Origin of the sequence: Cellulomonas dongxiuzhuiae (genome assembly GCF_018623035.1) — a bacterium.
Lineage (GTDB): Bacteria > Actinomycetota > Actinomycetes > Actinomycetales > Cellulomonadaceae > Cellulomonas > Cellulomonas dongxiuzhuiae.
In genome coordinates, this window is record NZ_CP076023.1 from 3,689,932 (window position 1) to 3,705,515 (window position 15,584).

Genomic DNA, 15,584 nt, shown 5'->3' on the forward strand with positions numbered 1-15,584 from the left:
CCAGGAGGACACGCCCATGCGCGTGCGCAAGATCGCCTCGACCACGACAGCGCTCGCCCTGGTGGCAGGAGGTGCCCTGTGGTCGGCCGCCCCGGCGTCGGCAGCGACGGCGTCCGCGTTGGCGTCCGCGATCTTCGCGACGCCCTCGGTGGTGAGGTCGGCGACCCTCAGCACGGTGAACGCCGCGACGACGGCGGTCCGGAGCAACAACCTCGCGGGCTTCCCGAGCCGCGCCGGGGGGTCGTACGCGGTGCTCTCGACAGGAGCGGCGAGCGCCCTCAGCGGAACCACGCAGTCGACCTCGCCGAACACGCCGTACGTGATGACCCCCGTGCGTGGCGGCGCCCACGACGTGACGACCCTGGAGGTCACGATCGACGTCCCGACCGGCATGAACTGTCTCCTGGGCGTCACCTTCCGCTTCCTCACGGACGAGTTCCCCGAGGAGGTCGGCAAGGAGTTCAACGACGCGTTCATCGCCGAGGTCGGGGCCAGCACGTGGTCGGTCAACCCGGACTCGTCGATCAACGCGCCGAACAACTTCGCCTTCGACACGATGGGCCGCCCCATCAGCCTCAACGCGGGCCTGTTCGCGTCCAGCACCGCGGCGCGTGAGGCCGCCCGGACGGTCTTCGACGGCGCCACACCGCAGCTGACGGCCCAGGTCCCGCTCACCGGCGGCAGCCAGGAGAAGCTGTACTTCTCGATCTTCGACATGGGGGACGCGGCCGTCGACTCGGCGGTCCTCATCGACAACCTGCGCATCGGCACCGTCGACGACCCGGCCACGCAGTGCCGCAAAGGCGCGACGACCAACCCGACGGAGATCCGCGTCTCGGCGACCGCACCCACCCAGGTCGACGACTTCGGCACCGCCGACGACACGTACACGATCCCGGCCACCGACGGCGTCACGTACAGGGTCGGCGGCACCACGGTCGCTGCCGGGACGTACCCCGGCAGGGGGACCGTCGTCGTCACCGCGACCGCCAAGACCGGCTACGTGCTGTCGGGCCCGACGCAGTTCGCCCTGGTGTTCACGGACCTCAGGGAGGCCACCGCCACGGAGCCGACCTGGACCGACACCTGGGGCACCGCGAACGACACGTTCCGGATCCCGTCGGTCCCGGGCGTGCGGTACGCCGTGGGCGGCATCGCCCGCGCCGCGGGGACCTACCCCGCCGTCGGCACGGTCACCGTCGACGCCACCGCGACCACCGGGTACGGCCTGAGCGGCCCGACGCAGTTCACGCACACCTTCACCGACATCCGCCAGGTCACGGCCGCCGAGCCCACCTGGCACGACACCTACGGCACGGCCGAGGACACCTTCACGATCCCCTCGGTCACGGGCGTGCAGTACGCCGTCGACGGCACGCCCCTCGCCGCGGGTGCCTACCCGGCCACCAACACCGTCACGATCGACGCGACCGCGACCGCGGGCTACGTCCTCGTCGGCCCCTCGCAGTTCACGCGCACGTTCACCGACATCCGCCAGGTCACCGCCGCCGAGCCCACCTGGCACGACACCTACGGCACCGCCGAGGACACCTTCACGATCCCCTCGGTCACGGGCGTGCAGTACGCCGCCGACGGCGCGCCCCTCGCCGCAGGCGCGTACCCGGCCACCGGCACCGTCACCATCGACGCGACGCCGACCGCGGGCTACGTCCTCGTCGGCCCCTCGCAGTTCACGCGCACCTTCACCGACATCCGCCAGGTCAGCGCCACCGCGCCCACGCACGTGGACACCTACGGCACGGCCGAGGACACCTACACGATCCCGTCGGTCACCGGCGTCGAGTACGCCGTCGACGGCGCCCCCGTCCCCGCGGGCAGCCACCCGGGCTCGGGCACGGTCGTCGTCACCGCCACGGCCACCCCCGGTTACGAGCTCACCGGCCCCTCGCAGTTCACGTTCACGTTCACGGACGTCGTCCTGGCCACGGCCGTCGAGCCCACCTGGTACGACACGTACGGCACGGCCGACGACACGGTCACGATCCCGTCCGTGAGGGGTGTGGAGTACGCGGTCGACGGCGTCCCCGTCGCCGCCGGTGCGCACGCCGCGAGCGGCACGGTCGCCGTCACGGCCACCGCGACCGCCGGGTACGAGCTGACGGGTCCGTCGCAGTTCTCCTACGCCTTCACCGACATCCGCCTCGTCACGGCCGTCGAGCCGACCTGGGCCGACACGTACGGCACCGACGACGACACCTACACGATCCCGAGCGTCACGGGCGTGCAGTACGCGGTCGACGGCGACCCCGTCGCCCCCGGCACGTACCCGGCGAGCGGCACGGTCGTCGTCACGGCCACCGCGACCGCCGGGTACGAGCTGACAGGTCCGTCGCAGTTCTCCTACGCCTTCACCGACATCCGCCTCGTCACGGCCGTCGAGCCGACCTGGGCCGACACGTACGGCACCGACGACGACACCTACACGATCCCGAGCGTCACGGGCGTGCAGTACGCGGTCGACGGCGACCCCGTCGCCCCCGGCACGTACCCGGCGAGCGGCACGGTCGTCGTCACCGCGACCGCCACCACCGGCCACGAGCTGACCGGGGCGTCGGAGTTCACGCGCACCTTCACCGACATCCGGCTGGTCACCGCCGCCGAGCCGACCTCGGTCGACACCTACGGCACCGACGACGACACCTACACGATCCCGAGCGTCACGGGCGTGCAGTACGCGGTCGACGGCAGCCCGGTCGCCGCCGGCACCTACCCCGCCACCGGGACCGTCGTCGTGACGGCCACGGCCACGACGGGCCACGAGCTGACCGGGCCCTCGCAGTTCACGCTCGTGTTCACCGACATCACCCTCACCACGGTCGTCGCACCCACGTGGCACGACGTCGACGGCACCGCGGACGACACGTTCACGCTGCCCGTGGTCGACGGCGTCGTGTGGACGCGGGACGGTGACGTGCTGACCCCCGGCACGCACCCCGGCAGCGGCACGGTGACCCTGGTCGCGACCGCGGCACTCGGGCACGAGCTGACGGGCACCACGACGCACTCCTTCACGTTCACGGACCTGGAGCACGTGACGGTGCCGGCCCCGACCGCGACGGACCACCCGGGCACCGCGCGGGACGTCGTCACCGTCCCCGCGGCCACCGGTGTGACCTACCTGCTCGACGGCGTGCCGCTCGCCCCCGGCGACCACGCGCTCACGGGTGACGTCGTCCTGGAGGCCGTGGCATCGGCACCGCGGTACGTGCTGGTCGGCACCACGACGTTCCCGCTGCACCTGTCCGGCACGGACGTCCCCGGCGCGCCGACGATCACGCAGGTCACCGCGGGCAGCCGCAGCGTGAACATCGAGTTCGCGGCTCCCGACGCGACGGGTGGCACCCCCGTGACGGGCTACGAGTACTCGCTCGACGGCGGCACCACGTGGCTCCCGGTCGACCGCTCGCCGCTCGTCGTCACGGGTCTCGTCAACGGGACGCAGTACCGCGTCGCGGTACGGGCGGACAACGCGCTCGGCGCGGGCGACGCGTCCACGGTCGTCACGGTGACCCCGGTGCCGGCCCCGCTGGAGGTGCCCGACGCCGACGGGACGCTCGGCCTGCCCGCGCTGACGCCCGACGAGGCGGCGGTCTGGTTCGACGGCGTCCGCGAGCCGAGCACGGTGACGACCGAGGCCGGCACGCGCACGGTCACCGCGGACGGCGTCCGCGTGACGCTGACGGGCCTCGACGCCGCGGGCCGACCGGGCGCTGCGGCCGGCCGGGTCGTCATCGCACCGGACGGCTCGGTGACCGTCACGGGGTCCGGGTTCGCCCCCGGCGAGCTGGTCGACGTGTGGCTGTTCTCCACGCCCGTCCTGCTCGGCACGGTGCGCGTCGGGGACGACGGCACCTTCGCGGCGCGGTTCGCGCTCCCCGCGGGCGTCGCGGCCGGGCAGCACACGCTGCAGCTCAACGGGACCACCGCCGACGGCGCGCTCGCGAGCGTCGCCTCGGGCGTCCTCGTCGAGGCGGCACCGGTCGCGGCGCCGGTGCCGGCACCCGCGTCGGGCGCCCCCGCGGGCGCCGCGCTGGCGGTCACCGGCAGCTCGGTCACGGCGGGCACGCTGCTCGCGACGGCCCTGCTGGTCGGCGGCGGGCTCGCCGTCGCGTTCGCCGCGCGCCGGCGGCGCAGCGCCTGACGGGCACGCCCGAGCCGACGGGCCGCCGCGACCTCGCGGCGGCCCGTCGTGCGTCCGGCGACCGCGGCGCGTCGGCGCGGCACGTCAGCGCCCCGGTGCCTCCGCCGCCTTGACCGCGAGCACCGGGCACCGCGCGTCGAGCAGGATGCGCTGCGCGGTCGACCCGAGAAGGAGCTTGCCGACGGGCGAGCGGTGCCGGATGCCGATGACGAGCAGCGACGCGCCGACCTCGTCGGCGACCGCGACCAGCTCCCCGGGGACGTCGCGCACGACGGCCTGCCGGACCTGCGCCTCGACGCCCAACGACTCGAGCAGCGCCTGCACGTCGGTGACGTCGGAGGCGGCGGCGAACCGGTCGTCCACGGCGGCGGTGCCGGTCGTCGCGTTGACCACGAGCAGGTCCTCGCGGTGCGCGAGCGCCTCGCGCGCGCCCCGCAGGAGGGCCGCGTGGCCCCGGGCGTCGGGCGTCCAGCCCACGACGACGGTCATCGCCTCACCTCTTCCTCGAGCTCGTCGACCTCGTCCGCGAGCCGTTCGGGTCCCTGCCGGCCGGGGATCAGCCGCAGCACGAGCGGCCAGAGCAGCAGGGCCGCGACGACGACGTAGACGACCACCGCGACGGGCTCGCTCCACAGCGCGGACACGTCCCCGCGCGACAGCTGCAGCGCCTGGCCCAGCTGCTCCTCCAGGCGCGGCCCGAGGATCACGCCCACGATGAGCGGCAGCACCGGCAGCCCGAACCGTCGCATCGCGAAGCCGAGGACCCCGAACAGGACGAGCAGCGCGACGTCGAACCACTGGAAGTTCACGCTGTACGCGCCGAGCACCGCGAAGAACAGGATGCCCGCGTACAGGTAGGGCCGCGGGGTGCGCAGCAGCCGCGCCCACAGCGGCGCGAGCGGCAGGTTGATGACGAGCAGCAGGGTGTTGGCGACGAACAGGCTGGCCAGGAGCGTCCACACCAGCTCCGGCTCGGCCTCGAAGAGCTGGGGGCCGGGCTGCAGCCCGTAGCCCTGCATCGCGGCGAGGATGACGGCGGCCGTCGCGGTGGTCGGCAGGCCGATCGCCAGCAGCGGCACGAGCGTGCCGGCGGCGGACGCGTTGTTCGCGGCCTCCGGCCCGGCGACCCCCTCGATCGCGCCCTTGCCGAACTCGTCCCGGTGCTTGCCCGCCAGCCGCCGCTCGGTGACGTACGACAGGAACGTCGGCATCTCGGCACCGCCCGCGGGCAGCGCCCCGAACGGGAAGCCGAACGCGGTGCCCCGCAGCCACGGCTTCCACGACCGCCGCCAGTCCGCACGGTCCATCCACGGGCGTCCCACGGGGATGATCTCGAGCGGGCGCCGACGCAGGTGGGCCGCGACCCACAGCGCCTCCCCGACGGCGAAGATCGCGACCGCGACGACGACGATGTCGATGCCGTCGGCCAGCAGCGGGTTGCCGAACGTGAGGCGTGGCTGCCCGGTCGCGGTGCCGACGAGCCCGATCGTCAGGCCCAGCGTCAGCGCGATGAACCCGCGCAGCCGCGAGCTGCCCAGGACGGTCGTCACCGCGATGAGCGCGAGCACCATGAACGCGAAGTAGGACGGCGCCCCCAGGACGACGACCCACTCGGCGACCGTCGGCGCGAGCGCCACCAGCAGGACCGTGCCGATGGTCCCGGCGACGAACGAGCCGATCGCCGCGGTCGCGAGCGCCTGCGCCGCACGCCCCGCCTTGGCCATCTTGTTGCCCTCGAGCGCCGTGATGACCGAGGAGGACTCCCCCGGCGTGTTCAGCAGGATCGACGTCGTCGACCCGCCGTACATGCCGCCGTAGTAGATGCCGGCGAACAGGATGAGCGCCGCGCTCGGCTCGACGTTGTACGTGACCGGCAGCAGGAGCGCGACGGTCATGGCCGGGCCGATGCCCGGCAGCACGCCCACCGCGGTGCCGAGCAGCACACCGACCACGGCGTACAGCAGGTTCTCCGGGGTGACGGCCAGGCTCAGGCCCGTGAGCAGCGCGTCCATCACAGGATCCCGTCCAGCACACCCGCCGGGATGGGGATGCCCAGCCCGACGTAGAACCCGTACCAGGACCCCACCGACATGACCGCGCCGATCAGCAGGTTGCGCAGCCAGTGCCGGTTGCCGAGCACGGTCGCGGCCCCGGCGAACAGCAGCGCACCGACGATCGCCCAGCCCAGGACGTCGAGCAGCGCGATGGTCGCGACGAGCACGCCCGCGAGCCCGGCGAGCGTGCGCCAGTCCGTGCCCTGGTCGAGGTCGACGTCCTCGCCCGCCTCGCCCTCGGCACGGTCGCCCCGGGCCGTCGCCACCACGAGCAGGACTGCGAGCACGACGAGCGCGGACCCGATGACGTAGCCGAACGCGGCGGGCCGCACCACCTGGTCGGCGAAGCCGGGGCCGAGGCCTGCGGAGTCGACGACCGTCCCGACCCCGACGACCGCGAGCACCGCGGCGAGGCCGTACTGCGCGCGGTCCACGGTCGGCGCCGGGGCGTCCTCACCGGGCGCGGTGGCGGCGCGACCCGCGTCGTCGGCCGCGCTCACAGCAGGCCCAGCTCGTCGAGGGTGCTGGACACCCGCTCGTCCTGCTCCTCGAGGAACTCCTCGAACTCGTCACCCGTCACGAACGCGTCGACCCAGCCGTTGGTCTCCAGCGCCTCCTGCCACGCGTCGGTCCCGTGCATCTCCTCGAGCAGCGCGATGTGCGCGTCGCGGACCTCGTCGGGGATGCCCGGGGGTGCGAGCACCCCGCGCCAGTTGGTGAAGACGAGGTCGATGCCGGACTCCACGAGCGTGGGGGCGTCGACGGCCGCGAGCCGCTCGTCGCCGGAGACGGCGAGCACGCGCAGCGACCCGTCGGCGATCTGCCCCTCGAACTCCGCCAGGCCCGACGTGCCGACGTCGATCTTGCTGCCCAGCAGCGCCGTCGTCAGCGGGCCGCCGCCGTCGTAGACGATGTAGTTGACCTGCGTCGGGTCGACGCCGACGGCGTCGGCGAGCTGCATGGGGAACAGGTGGTCCGGCCCGCCCGGGCTCGACCCGCCGCCGATCCGCACACCGCCCGGGTCGGCGCGCCACGCCGTGACCAGGTCGTCCACCGTCTCGAACGGCGAGTCGGCCGGGACCAGCAGCCCCTCCTGCTCCTCGATGAGCTGCGCGATGGGAGTCGCCCCGCTCACGCGCGCGTCGGACCCGTTCGTGTACGTCGCGCCCACCACGCCCAGGCCCATCGTCATGAGCAGGTCCTGCGCGCCACGCTCGTTGACCAGCCGCTGCATGGCGACCGTCCCGCTCGCACCCGTGACGTTGCTGACCTCGAACCGGCCGGTCAGGCCCGCGGTCTCCATGACGCGCGTCGCGGCGCGACCCGTCTGGTCGTACCCGCCGCCGGGCGCGTTGGGGATCATCATGCGCAGCCGGCGGTTCTCGCCGCCGTCGTCACCGCGCGTGACGCCGCAGCCGGCGAGCGTCAGCACCGCGACGAGGACCGCCGCCAGCAACGCCACCCCACGCCCGGCCCGCCCCGCCCGGTCCGTGACGACCCCCATGCAGAACACCCCCTCGTGCCTGCGTCGATCCTCATCCCTGCGGGGCAGACCGGCACGTCGAGGGGCGGGTTCCTCGTGTCCGGCTCGGCCTCAGCCGTCGAGTCGCGGCACCGTGAACGTCCACCCGTCCGCGCGTAGGCGCGGGATCACGCGCCGGACCGCCTCGACGGTCGCGCTGCGGTCGCCGCCGCCGTCGTGCAGCAGGACGACGCCGCCGGGCTCGATGCCACCGAGCCGCTCGACGAGCACGTCGGCGGGCGGGGCCGGGTCCCAGTCCTCGACGGCCAGCTGCCAGTCGAGCGTGCGCATGCCGAGCTCGGCGGCGACGACGATCGCCTGCCCGTAGTGCCCGAACGGTGCCCGGAAGAACGGGACGGGTGCGTCGGGCACGACCGCGTGGATCGCGTCGAGCGTGCGCTGCAGGTCCGCGCGGACGGCATCGGGCGAGAGCTGCGCGAGGTCGTCGTGGCGCCACGAGTGGTTGGCCAGCACGTGCCCGTCGTCGACGATGCGCCGCACCAGGTCCGGGTGCGCCGCCACCTGCACGCCGACCAGGCAGAACACGGCCGGGACCTGCTCACGCGCCAGCAGGTCGAGCAGCTCGACCGTGTCCGGCGGGTTCGGGCCGTCGTCGAAGGTGAGCGCCACGGTGCGCGCCGTCGCGGGGGCGGCGACGAACCGGATGACGTCGGCGAGGCCGGGTGCGTTCTCCACGCAGGCATCCTGCCCGAGCGGCCTACCGGTGTGCGGGACCCTCGCCCGGGGCGGCGTCTCAGCCCGCGACGTCCGCCTCCGTGAGCACGACGCGCTCGACGTCGTCGTCCGTGGCGCGGACCTCGAACGAGCCGTCGGCGACGTCGAACGTGAGCGTCGCGCGGGCGTCACCGGCGGTCCGCACGAGCGTCCCGCGCGTCCCGTCGAGGTCCCACGCGAAGTCACCGCCGAACGCCGGGTGCGTCGCGCGCAGCCGCAGCCCGGCGAGCTGCCCGCGGACCGCGGGGTGCGTCAGCGCGTCCTCGACCTCGCCCGCGGTGAAGTGGTGGCGGTTGACGTCGCGGCCGACGCCGGTGACCGCCAGCAGGTCCATGTCGTTGGACCCGGCCAGCAGGCCCACGTAGTAGACCTGCGGGATGCCGGGCACGAACAGCTGCAGCAGGCGCGCCAGCACGTAGCGTCGGTCGTCGCGGGCCAGGGCGTCGTAGAACGTGCAGTTGACCTGGTAGAGGTCGAGGTTCGACGCGGCCGCACCGGTCGCCTGGCGGGACGTGCCGCCGCTGTTGTCGTGGATCCGCTCGACGAGCGCGTCGATCTTCTCCGGCGCCAGCAGGCCCGGCTCGCCGGGGCGCAGGTCGGACGGGCCGACGTCGACGATGCCGATGCCGTCGTGCGTGTCGAGGACCGTCACCGTGTTGGCCGGGCGGATCCGCAGCCAGCCCGCCAGCGGCTCCAGGTCCGCGGCCGTCAGCGCGTGCAGCACGAGCGGGGGCAGCGCGAAGTCGTAGACCAGGTCGACCTTGCGGGCGATCTCGATCTGCTGCGTGTGGTGCCCGTGCACCTCGACCAGCACCTGCGCGCCGCGCTCGCGCGCCTGCTCGACGATGCGCTCGGTGTACGCGTCGGTCGCGGGCGTCATGAAGCAGTCGGTGCCCGCCTCCTTGCCCGTGTACCCCACGGCGTCCAGGCGCAGCATCGTCACGCCGCCCGCCGTGAGCGCGTCGACGACCGACGTCAGGTAGTCCCAGGCCTCGGGGGTGCGCAGGTCGATGTCGACCTGGTCGGGCGTGAACGTCGTCCACACCAGGCGCCGCTGCCCGCCGAGCGTCATGGCCGTGAACGGCAGGCCCGGACGCGGGCGGTAGATGCGCGCGAGGTCCTCCTCGGACGCGCCGTCGGGGAACACCGCGCCGAGGGTGAGGAACATCGGTGCGTGCGGCGAGGCGTCGCCGTGCTCGCGCACGTCCCGGAAGCGAGCGGACTCTCCCGACACGTGGTTGACGATGACGTCGGCCATGACGTCCCGGCCGGCGGCCAGCGCGCGCACGTCGTCCCACGTGCCGAGGCGCGGGTCGACCTCGGTGTGGTCGCGCGGGTCGAACCCGGCGTCCACGCCGTCGAACGGGGTGTAGAACGGCAGCACGTGCACGCCGTCGAAGGCCCCCGCGAGCGGCCCGTCGAGCAGCGCGCGCAGGCCCGGCAGGTCGCCGGCGAGGCGGTCGGCGTACGTGATCAGCTGGGGGCCGCGGTGGGTCACGGTGAAGGCTCCGTCATCGGTGCAGGTGCTCGGGCCGGCAGGTGCCGGGCCGTGGGTGGAAGGCTGTGGGTGGCAGGCCGCGCCGCCCCCGGCAGGGGGGCTGCGGGGGCGACGCGGCGGTCAGGGGGCGTCGGACGTGGCGGCCGGCGCGGTGGCGAGGCGGTCGAGCAGACGCGCCAACCATCGTGCGCGCGCGTGGCGCGCGTCGCGCGAGACGGGCGCCTCGGGGACCAGGCCGTCGAAGCCGTGGCAGCCGCCGGGCCACACGTGCAGCTCGGCGTCGCCGCCGTCCGCCCAGATGCGTGCGGCGTACGCGACGCACTCGTCGCGGAACGTCTCCGCCGAGCCGACGTCGACGTACGCGGGCGGCAGCCCGCCGAGCGTCACCGCACGCGCGGCCGATGCGGACGGCGGGGTCTCCGGCCCGCCCGCGGCGTCGCCGAGGTACGCGGCCCACGCGGTCGCGTTGGCGGTGCGGTCCCACGTGCCGACGCCGGCCATCTGGTGCCCCGACGCGCTGTCGTTGCGGTCGTCGAGCATGGGGCACACGAGCAGCTGGCCCGCGAGGCACGGGCCGCCGCGGTCGCGCGCCAGCAGCGCGAGCGCGGCCGCCAGGCCGCCACCGGCGCTGATGCCCGCGACGACGACGCGAGCGGGGTCGAGCCCGAGGGCGTCGGCCTGCTCGACGAGCCACACGAGCGCCGCGTACGCGTCCTCGACGGCCGCGGGGTACGGGTGCTCGGGCGCCAGGCGGTAGTCCACCGACGCGACGGCCCAGCCGGGCCCGGCCTGCGTAGCGGCGGCGACGTCGTCGGACACCGTGCCCACCACCAGCCCGCCGCCGTGCAGGTGCAGCAGGACCGGCACGGGTCCCACGACGTCGGGGCGCAGCAGCGCGACGCGCACGGCGCCGTCCGGCCCGGGGGCCGCGTGCCACGTGAGCGTGCGCCCGGCCGCCACGGCGACCTCCTCCAGCACGGGCGGCAGGGCGCGCGCCCGCAGCCCGGCGATCTCGTCGGGGGCGAGCGTCGTCACGACGTCGCCCGACCGCGCCGCCGCCAGGGCGGCCGCGACCGCCGGGTCGAACGGCGGACGGGTGGTCGTCGTCATCCCTTCAGCGCCCCCTGCATGAGCGCCGAGACGAACTGCCGCTGGAAGGCGAGGAACACGATCAGCGTCGGCGTGAGGATGAGCAGCGAACCCGCGCACAGCAGCGGGATGTCCGTGCCCCACTGGCCCTGGAAGGCGCCCAGCGCACCGGCCATGGTGCGGTTCTTCGGGTCGTCGACCAGCACGACGGCGAGCAGGAACTGGTTCCACGTCCACAGGAACATGAGGATGCCCAGCGCCGAGAGGGCCGGCCGCGACAGCGGCACGTGCACGCGCGTGAACAGCTTCCACGTGTTCGCGCCGTCGATCCGGGCGGCCTCGGACAGGTCCGGGGGCATGGTGACGAAGTGCGCGCGCATCCACATGACGGCGAACGGCATGTACAGCCCCAGCAGCGGCAGGATGATCGCCCACCGGGTGTTCAGCAGGCCCAGGTCCCGCATCTGGTAGTACAGCGGCACGATGATCGCCTGGAACGGCAGGGTCAGCCCGAGGACGAACCCGAGGAAGATCCACCGGTGGCCCGGGGGGCGCAGGTGCCCGAGCGAGAACCCGGCGAGCGTCGCGATGAGCAGCGCCGCGGGCACGACGCCCGCCTCGATGAGGAAGCTCGACCACAGCAGAGCCCACATGTCGGCGGCCTGGAAGGCGTCGACGAAGTTCGACCAGTACGGCGTCTCGGGCCACTCCAGCCCGGAGGGGTACGTGCCGGGCTTGTGCAGCGCGGTGACGAACAGGCTGATGAACGGCACGATCGTCACGGCCATCAGCAGGACCAGCAGGGCGCGGCCGAGCCACGCCTCACGACGCGAGACGATCATCAGTCCTCCTCCTTCGTCAGACGCTGGATCGGCAGCACGACGGCCAGCACGAGCGCCATGAAGACCACGGCCAGCGCGGACGCCTGGCCGACCTCGCGGGAGAAGAAGCCGAGGTAGTAGATCTCCAGGCCGGGGACGAGGGTCGAGTTGGCCGGCCCGCCCTGCGTGGAGATGTAGACGATGTCGAACGCGGCGAGCGCGGCGATGACGGTCACGGTGACGCACACGCCGATCTCCTGGCGCACGCTCGGCAGGGTGATCGCGAAGAACTCGCGGATCGCGCCGGCACCGTCGATGCGCGCGGCCTCGAACAGGGCCGGGTCGATCTTCGTCATGGCGGACAGCAGCAGCAGGAGGCACAGGCCCAGGGCGACCCAGGCACCGATCACGCCGACCGCGCCGAGCGCGGTGCTGGTGTCACCCAGCCAGGCGCGGGTCACGGAGCCGAGGCCGACGGCGCGCATCAGCTCGTTGACGACGCCGTCCGTGGCGAGCATCCACGTCCACATGATGCCGGCCGCGACCAGCGGGATGACCTGCGGCAGGAACAGCACGGTGCGGGACACCATCGCGAGGCGGCTGGTGGCGAACTTGCGGATCGTGGCCGCGGTGAGCAGGCCGAGGATCACGGGGACGAAGCTGAAGTAGATGATCAGCTCGAGCGCGTTGACGATCGACCCGAGCAGCTCCGGCTTGTCGACGAGGCGCGTGTAGTTGCCGACGCCGGCCCACGTCGCGGCGCCGACGCCGTTCCAGTCGTAGAACGAGTACTGCACCGTCAGCACGAGCGGGCGCAGCACGAACATCACGTAGAAGGCTGCCGCCGGGACCACGAGGCCGAGAGCCACCCAGCCCCGGCGCAGGCGCCGCGCCCGAAGGGCGCGGCGCCTGGCCTCGAGGCTGGTCGACGCAGGAGCGGCGACCTCGCGGCGACCGGGCCGACCGGCCGTCCGCATCCTGTTCATCAGCCGTTGATCTCGCTCTCGTAGTCGGTCTGGACGGCCTGCAGCAGGCCCTCGGCGGTCTGGTCACCGGCGACGAGCTTCTGCAGGTTGGGGGTCCAGCTCTTGGCGTAGATGGCGCCGGTGGCGTTCGCGATGAACTCCATCGAGCCGTTGTCCGCGGCGATGGTGGCGCCCGCCGCGAGGGTCTGGCCGGTCACGGACTCGGGGTCGACCTCAGGCATGAAGGCGTCGGCCGGGCCCATGGGGTGCGAGCCGCCGACCTCGACGGCGATCGCGCGCGCCTCGTCGTTCGTGGCGATCCAGTCGAAGAAGAACGCCGCGCACTCCGGGTTCTCCGCCTTGGACGAGATGCCGAACGTCAGCGGGGCCGACATGGCGCCGACCTTGCCGCCCTCCTCGACCGGGGGCATGAGGAAGAAGCCGGCCTTGCCCGCCATCTGCGAGTCGAGCGTGCCCGACTCCCAGTCGCCGTTGAAGATGAACAGGCTCTCTCCGTCGATGAAGCGGCCCATCATCTGCGCGTAGTCGAGCGAGTTGATGTCCTCGGCGAAGTAGCCGGCGTCGATCCACTTCTTGAGGTGCGCGGCGGCCTCGACGTTGCTGTCGGTGTCGATGCGCGCGTCCGGCTGCTGGAAGGTCCAGTCGTTGATCGCGTCCACGTCGCCGTAGGAGGCCATGAGCAGCTGGAGCGGGAACGCCAGACCCCCGGTGGCACCACCGTTGAACTGCGTGGACGGGGTGATGCCCGCGTCCTTGGCCTTCTGCATCCACTCGTCGAGCTCGGCGAGCGTCTTGGGGGCCTCGGTCATGCCGATCTGCGCGGCGAGCTCGGTGTTGTAGAAGACACCGGTCATCGAGTAGTTCTTGCCCATGGCGTACAGGGGGCCGTCACCACGGCGACCCTCCTCGTCGACCCGCATCTGCGCGAGCTGCGAGGCGGGCCACTCGTCCCAGCCGAAGTGCTCGGCGGCGGCGTCGAGGTCGTAGAGCAGGCCGTCACCGACGAGGTCCGACATCTGCGGCAGGCGCATGAGGTCCGGCGGGTTGTCGGCCAGCACGCGGGGGGCGTTCTGGGTGATGACGGCGAACTGGTCCTCGCGGACGTCGAACGTGACGTTCGGGTACTGCTTCTCGAACTCCTCGAACAGCGCGGTGGAGAGCGGGAAGCCGGTCTCGAGGTAGGCGCTGAGCGTGACGTCGCCCTCGCAGGTCCAGTCACCGCCTGCAGCGGTCGCGGTGCCCTCGGGCGTCGCGTCGTCGGTCGTGTCGCTGCCGGGTGCGCTGCACGCGGTGAGTGCGAGGATGCTTGCCAGGAACACAGAGGCGGCAGCTGCCGCGCTCCGAGGCTTTCCAGTCGATCGAGACACCGATGTCTCCCTCTTCAGTGAGGCGGCACCGGGGGGCTCGGCGCCGTTGCTAAATCGTCTTAGCACGCCCATGCTTGCTACTTGCGGGAGAGGTGTCAAGCCGCGTCAGGTCACGGATGCGTGACGGCACGACGCCGATCCGGGCGAAGTCGGACACGTGACCAGGTGGGAGCGTGACCGGCGGCCGGCGACCCGGCCGCCCCTAGGATCGCGGAGACGAAAGGACCGATGTGACCCGACGCGTGACCCTCGCCGACGTGGCCCGCGCCGCCGGGGTGTCGTCCACGACGGCCTCGCTCGTGCTGTCCGGTCGAGGCTCCGAGCTGCGCATCTCGCCCGGCGTGCAGGAGCGGGTCCGCGACGCGTCCGCCGACCTGGGCTACCGCCCCAACATCGTGTCCGTCGGGCTGCGCAAGGGCACCACGCGGACGCTCGGGCTCGTCTCCGACACGGTCGCGACGGGCCAGATGGCCGGCGACATGATCAAGGGCGCCATCGAGGCCGCCCGCGACCACGGCTACATGCTGTTCATCGGCGAGACCGAGGGCGACCCCGCCATCGAGAGCGCCCTCATCGACGCGATGCTCGACCGGCGCGTCGACGGGATCGTGCTCACGTCGATGTTCACGCGCACGCGTGCGGTGCCGGCCGCGCTCGAGCGCCTGCCCACGGTGCTGCTCAACACCCTGCCCGCCGGGCCGACGCGCGCGCCCGCCGTCGTCCCCGACGAGGTCGAGGCGGGCCGCGCCGCCGCGCGCGTGCTCCTCGACGCCGGGCACCGCGACATCCACCTCGTCGGCGCCGGCCCCGGGGCCGACGACGTGCCGCCCGACACGGTCGCGGGCGTCGAGCGCCTCGCCGGCATCCGCGAGGTCCTGCACGCGGCAGGCCTCGAGCCCGCGTCGAGCCACCTGTGCGACGACTGGACGCCGCCGCAGGGCTGGGCCGCGACCCACGACCTGCTCGCGCACCACCCGCGGCCGCGCGCCGTCATCTGCTTCAACGACCGCCTGGCGTTCGGCACGTACCAGGCCCTGCAGGAGAGCGGCCTGCGCATCCCCGACGACGTGTCCGTCGTGTCCTTCGACAACTACCCCATGGCGGACTGGCTGCGACCGGGCGTGTCGTCGTTCGCGATCCCGCACGAGGCGCTCGGACGGCGCGCGGTCGAGCTGCTGCTCGCCGAGGTCGCCGGCACCCCCGCCGTGCCCGTGGTGCACCGCCTGCCGGTGCCGCTGGCCGCACGGGGCTCGGTCGCCCCGGCCTGACGACGCCGGACGGCACCGGGCGGAGCTGCGCGGCACCAGGCGGCAACGCACCGGACACAGCACCGGGCCGCCCCCGTCCGTG

The 15,584-nt window shown here is 73.4% G+C and carries 12 protein-coding genes; 2 read left to right on the forward strand and 10 right to left on the reverse strand.

The window, feature by feature from the left end; genetic code table 11:
• Positions 1–16 precede the first annotated feature (16 nt).
• The gene (locus KKR89_RS16645) at positions 17–4,162 is read left to right on the forward strand and encodes a fibronectin type III domain-containing protein (protein ID WP_208196438.1); all 4,146 of its coding nucleotides are present in this window, start codon (positions 17–19) and stop codon (positions 4,160–4,162) included.
• An 84-nt stretch (positions 4,163–4,246) separates the two neighbouring features.
• On the opposite strand, the gene KKR89_RS16650 is transcribed toward KKR89_RS16645, so the two are convergent.
• From KKR89_RS16650 to KKR89_RS16695, 10 genes are all read right to left on the reverse strand, one after another.
• Positions 4,247–4,651, reverse strand: a complete 405-nt coding sequence (locus tag KKR89_RS16650) for a universal stress protein (RefSeq protein WP_208196439.1) — start codon at positions 4,649–4,651, stop codon at positions 4,247–4,249.
• Complete coding sequence (locus tag KKR89_RS16655) at positions 4,648–6,174, reverse strand: tripartite tricarboxylate transporter permease (RefSeq protein WP_208196440.1); 1,527 nt, start codon at positions 6,172–6,174, stop codon at positions 4,648–4,650. The genes KKR89_RS16650 and KKR89_RS16655 overlap by 4 nt, the downstream gene beginning before the upstream one ends.
• Entirely contained in the window at positions 6,174–6,716 is a 543-nt protein-coding gene (locus tag KKR89_RS16660) for a tripartite tricarboxylate transporter TctB family protein (protein ID WP_208196441.1), read from the reverse strand. The genes KKR89_RS16655 and KKR89_RS16660 overlap by 1 nt, the downstream gene beginning before the upstream one ends.
• Positions 6,713–7,720: a Bug family tripartite tricarboxylate transporter substrate binding protein gene (locus tag KKR89_RS16665; protein ID WP_208196442.1), complete on the reverse strand. Its 1,008-nt coding sequence runs from the start codon at positions 7,718–7,720 to the stop codon at positions 6,713–6,715. The genes KKR89_RS16660 and KKR89_RS16665 overlap by 4 nt, the downstream gene beginning before the upstream one ends.
• A gap of 90 nt (positions 7,721–7,810) precedes the next feature.
• The gene (locus KKR89_RS16670) at positions 7,811–8,434 is read right to left on the reverse strand and encodes a polysaccharide deacetylase family protein (protein ID WP_208196443.1); all 624 of its coding nucleotides are present in this window, start codon (positions 8,432–8,434) and stop codon (positions 7,811–7,813) included.
• Positions 8,435–8,492: 58 nt separating this feature from the next.
• A complete protein-coding gene (gene gtfA, locus KKR89_RS16675; RefSeq protein ID WP_208196444.1) occupies positions 8,493–9,971 on the reverse strand; it encodes a sucrose phosphorylase in 1,479 nt (492 codons plus the stop codon).
• A gap of 120 nt (positions 9,972–10,091) precedes the next feature.
• Positions 10,092–11,081 (reverse strand): alpha/beta hydrolase, encoded by a 990-nt coding sequence (locus tag KKR89_RS16680; protein WP_208196445.1) that lies wholly within the window; start codon positions 11,079–11,081, stop codon positions 10,092–10,094.
• The gene (locus KKR89_RS16685) at positions 11,078–11,902 is read right to left on the reverse strand and encodes a carbohydrate ABC transporter permease (RefSeq protein ID WP_208196446.1); all 825 of its coding nucleotides are present in this window, start codon (positions 11,900–11,902) and stop codon (positions 11,078–11,080) included. The genes KKR89_RS16680 and KKR89_RS16685 overlap by 4 nt, the downstream gene beginning before the upstream one ends.
• Complete coding sequence (locus KKR89_RS16690) at positions 11,902–12,858, reverse strand: carbohydrate ABC transporter permease (RefSeq protein ID WP_406565534.1); 957 nt, start codon at positions 12,856–12,858, stop codon at positions 11,902–11,904. The genes KKR89_RS16685 and KKR89_RS16690 overlap by 1 nt, the downstream gene beginning before the upstream one ends.
• An 8-nt stretch (positions 12,859–12,866) precedes the next feature.
• Positions 12,867–14,186 (reverse strand): ABC transporter substrate-binding protein, encoded by a 1,320-nt coding sequence (locus KKR89_RS16695; protein WP_251140935.1) that lies wholly within the window; start codon positions 14,184–14,186, stop codon positions 12,867–12,869.
• Between the two features lie 278 nt (positions 14,187–14,464).
• On the opposite strand from KKR89_RS16695, the gene KKR89_RS16700 reads away from it, so the two are divergent.
• Positions 14,465–15,502: a LacI family DNA-binding transcriptional regulator gene (locus KKR89_RS16700; protein WP_208196449.1), complete on the forward strand. Its 1,038-nt coding sequence runs from the start codon at positions 14,465–14,467 to the stop codon at positions 15,500–15,502.
• The last annotated feature ends 82 nt before the right edge of the window (positions 15,503–15,584 follow it).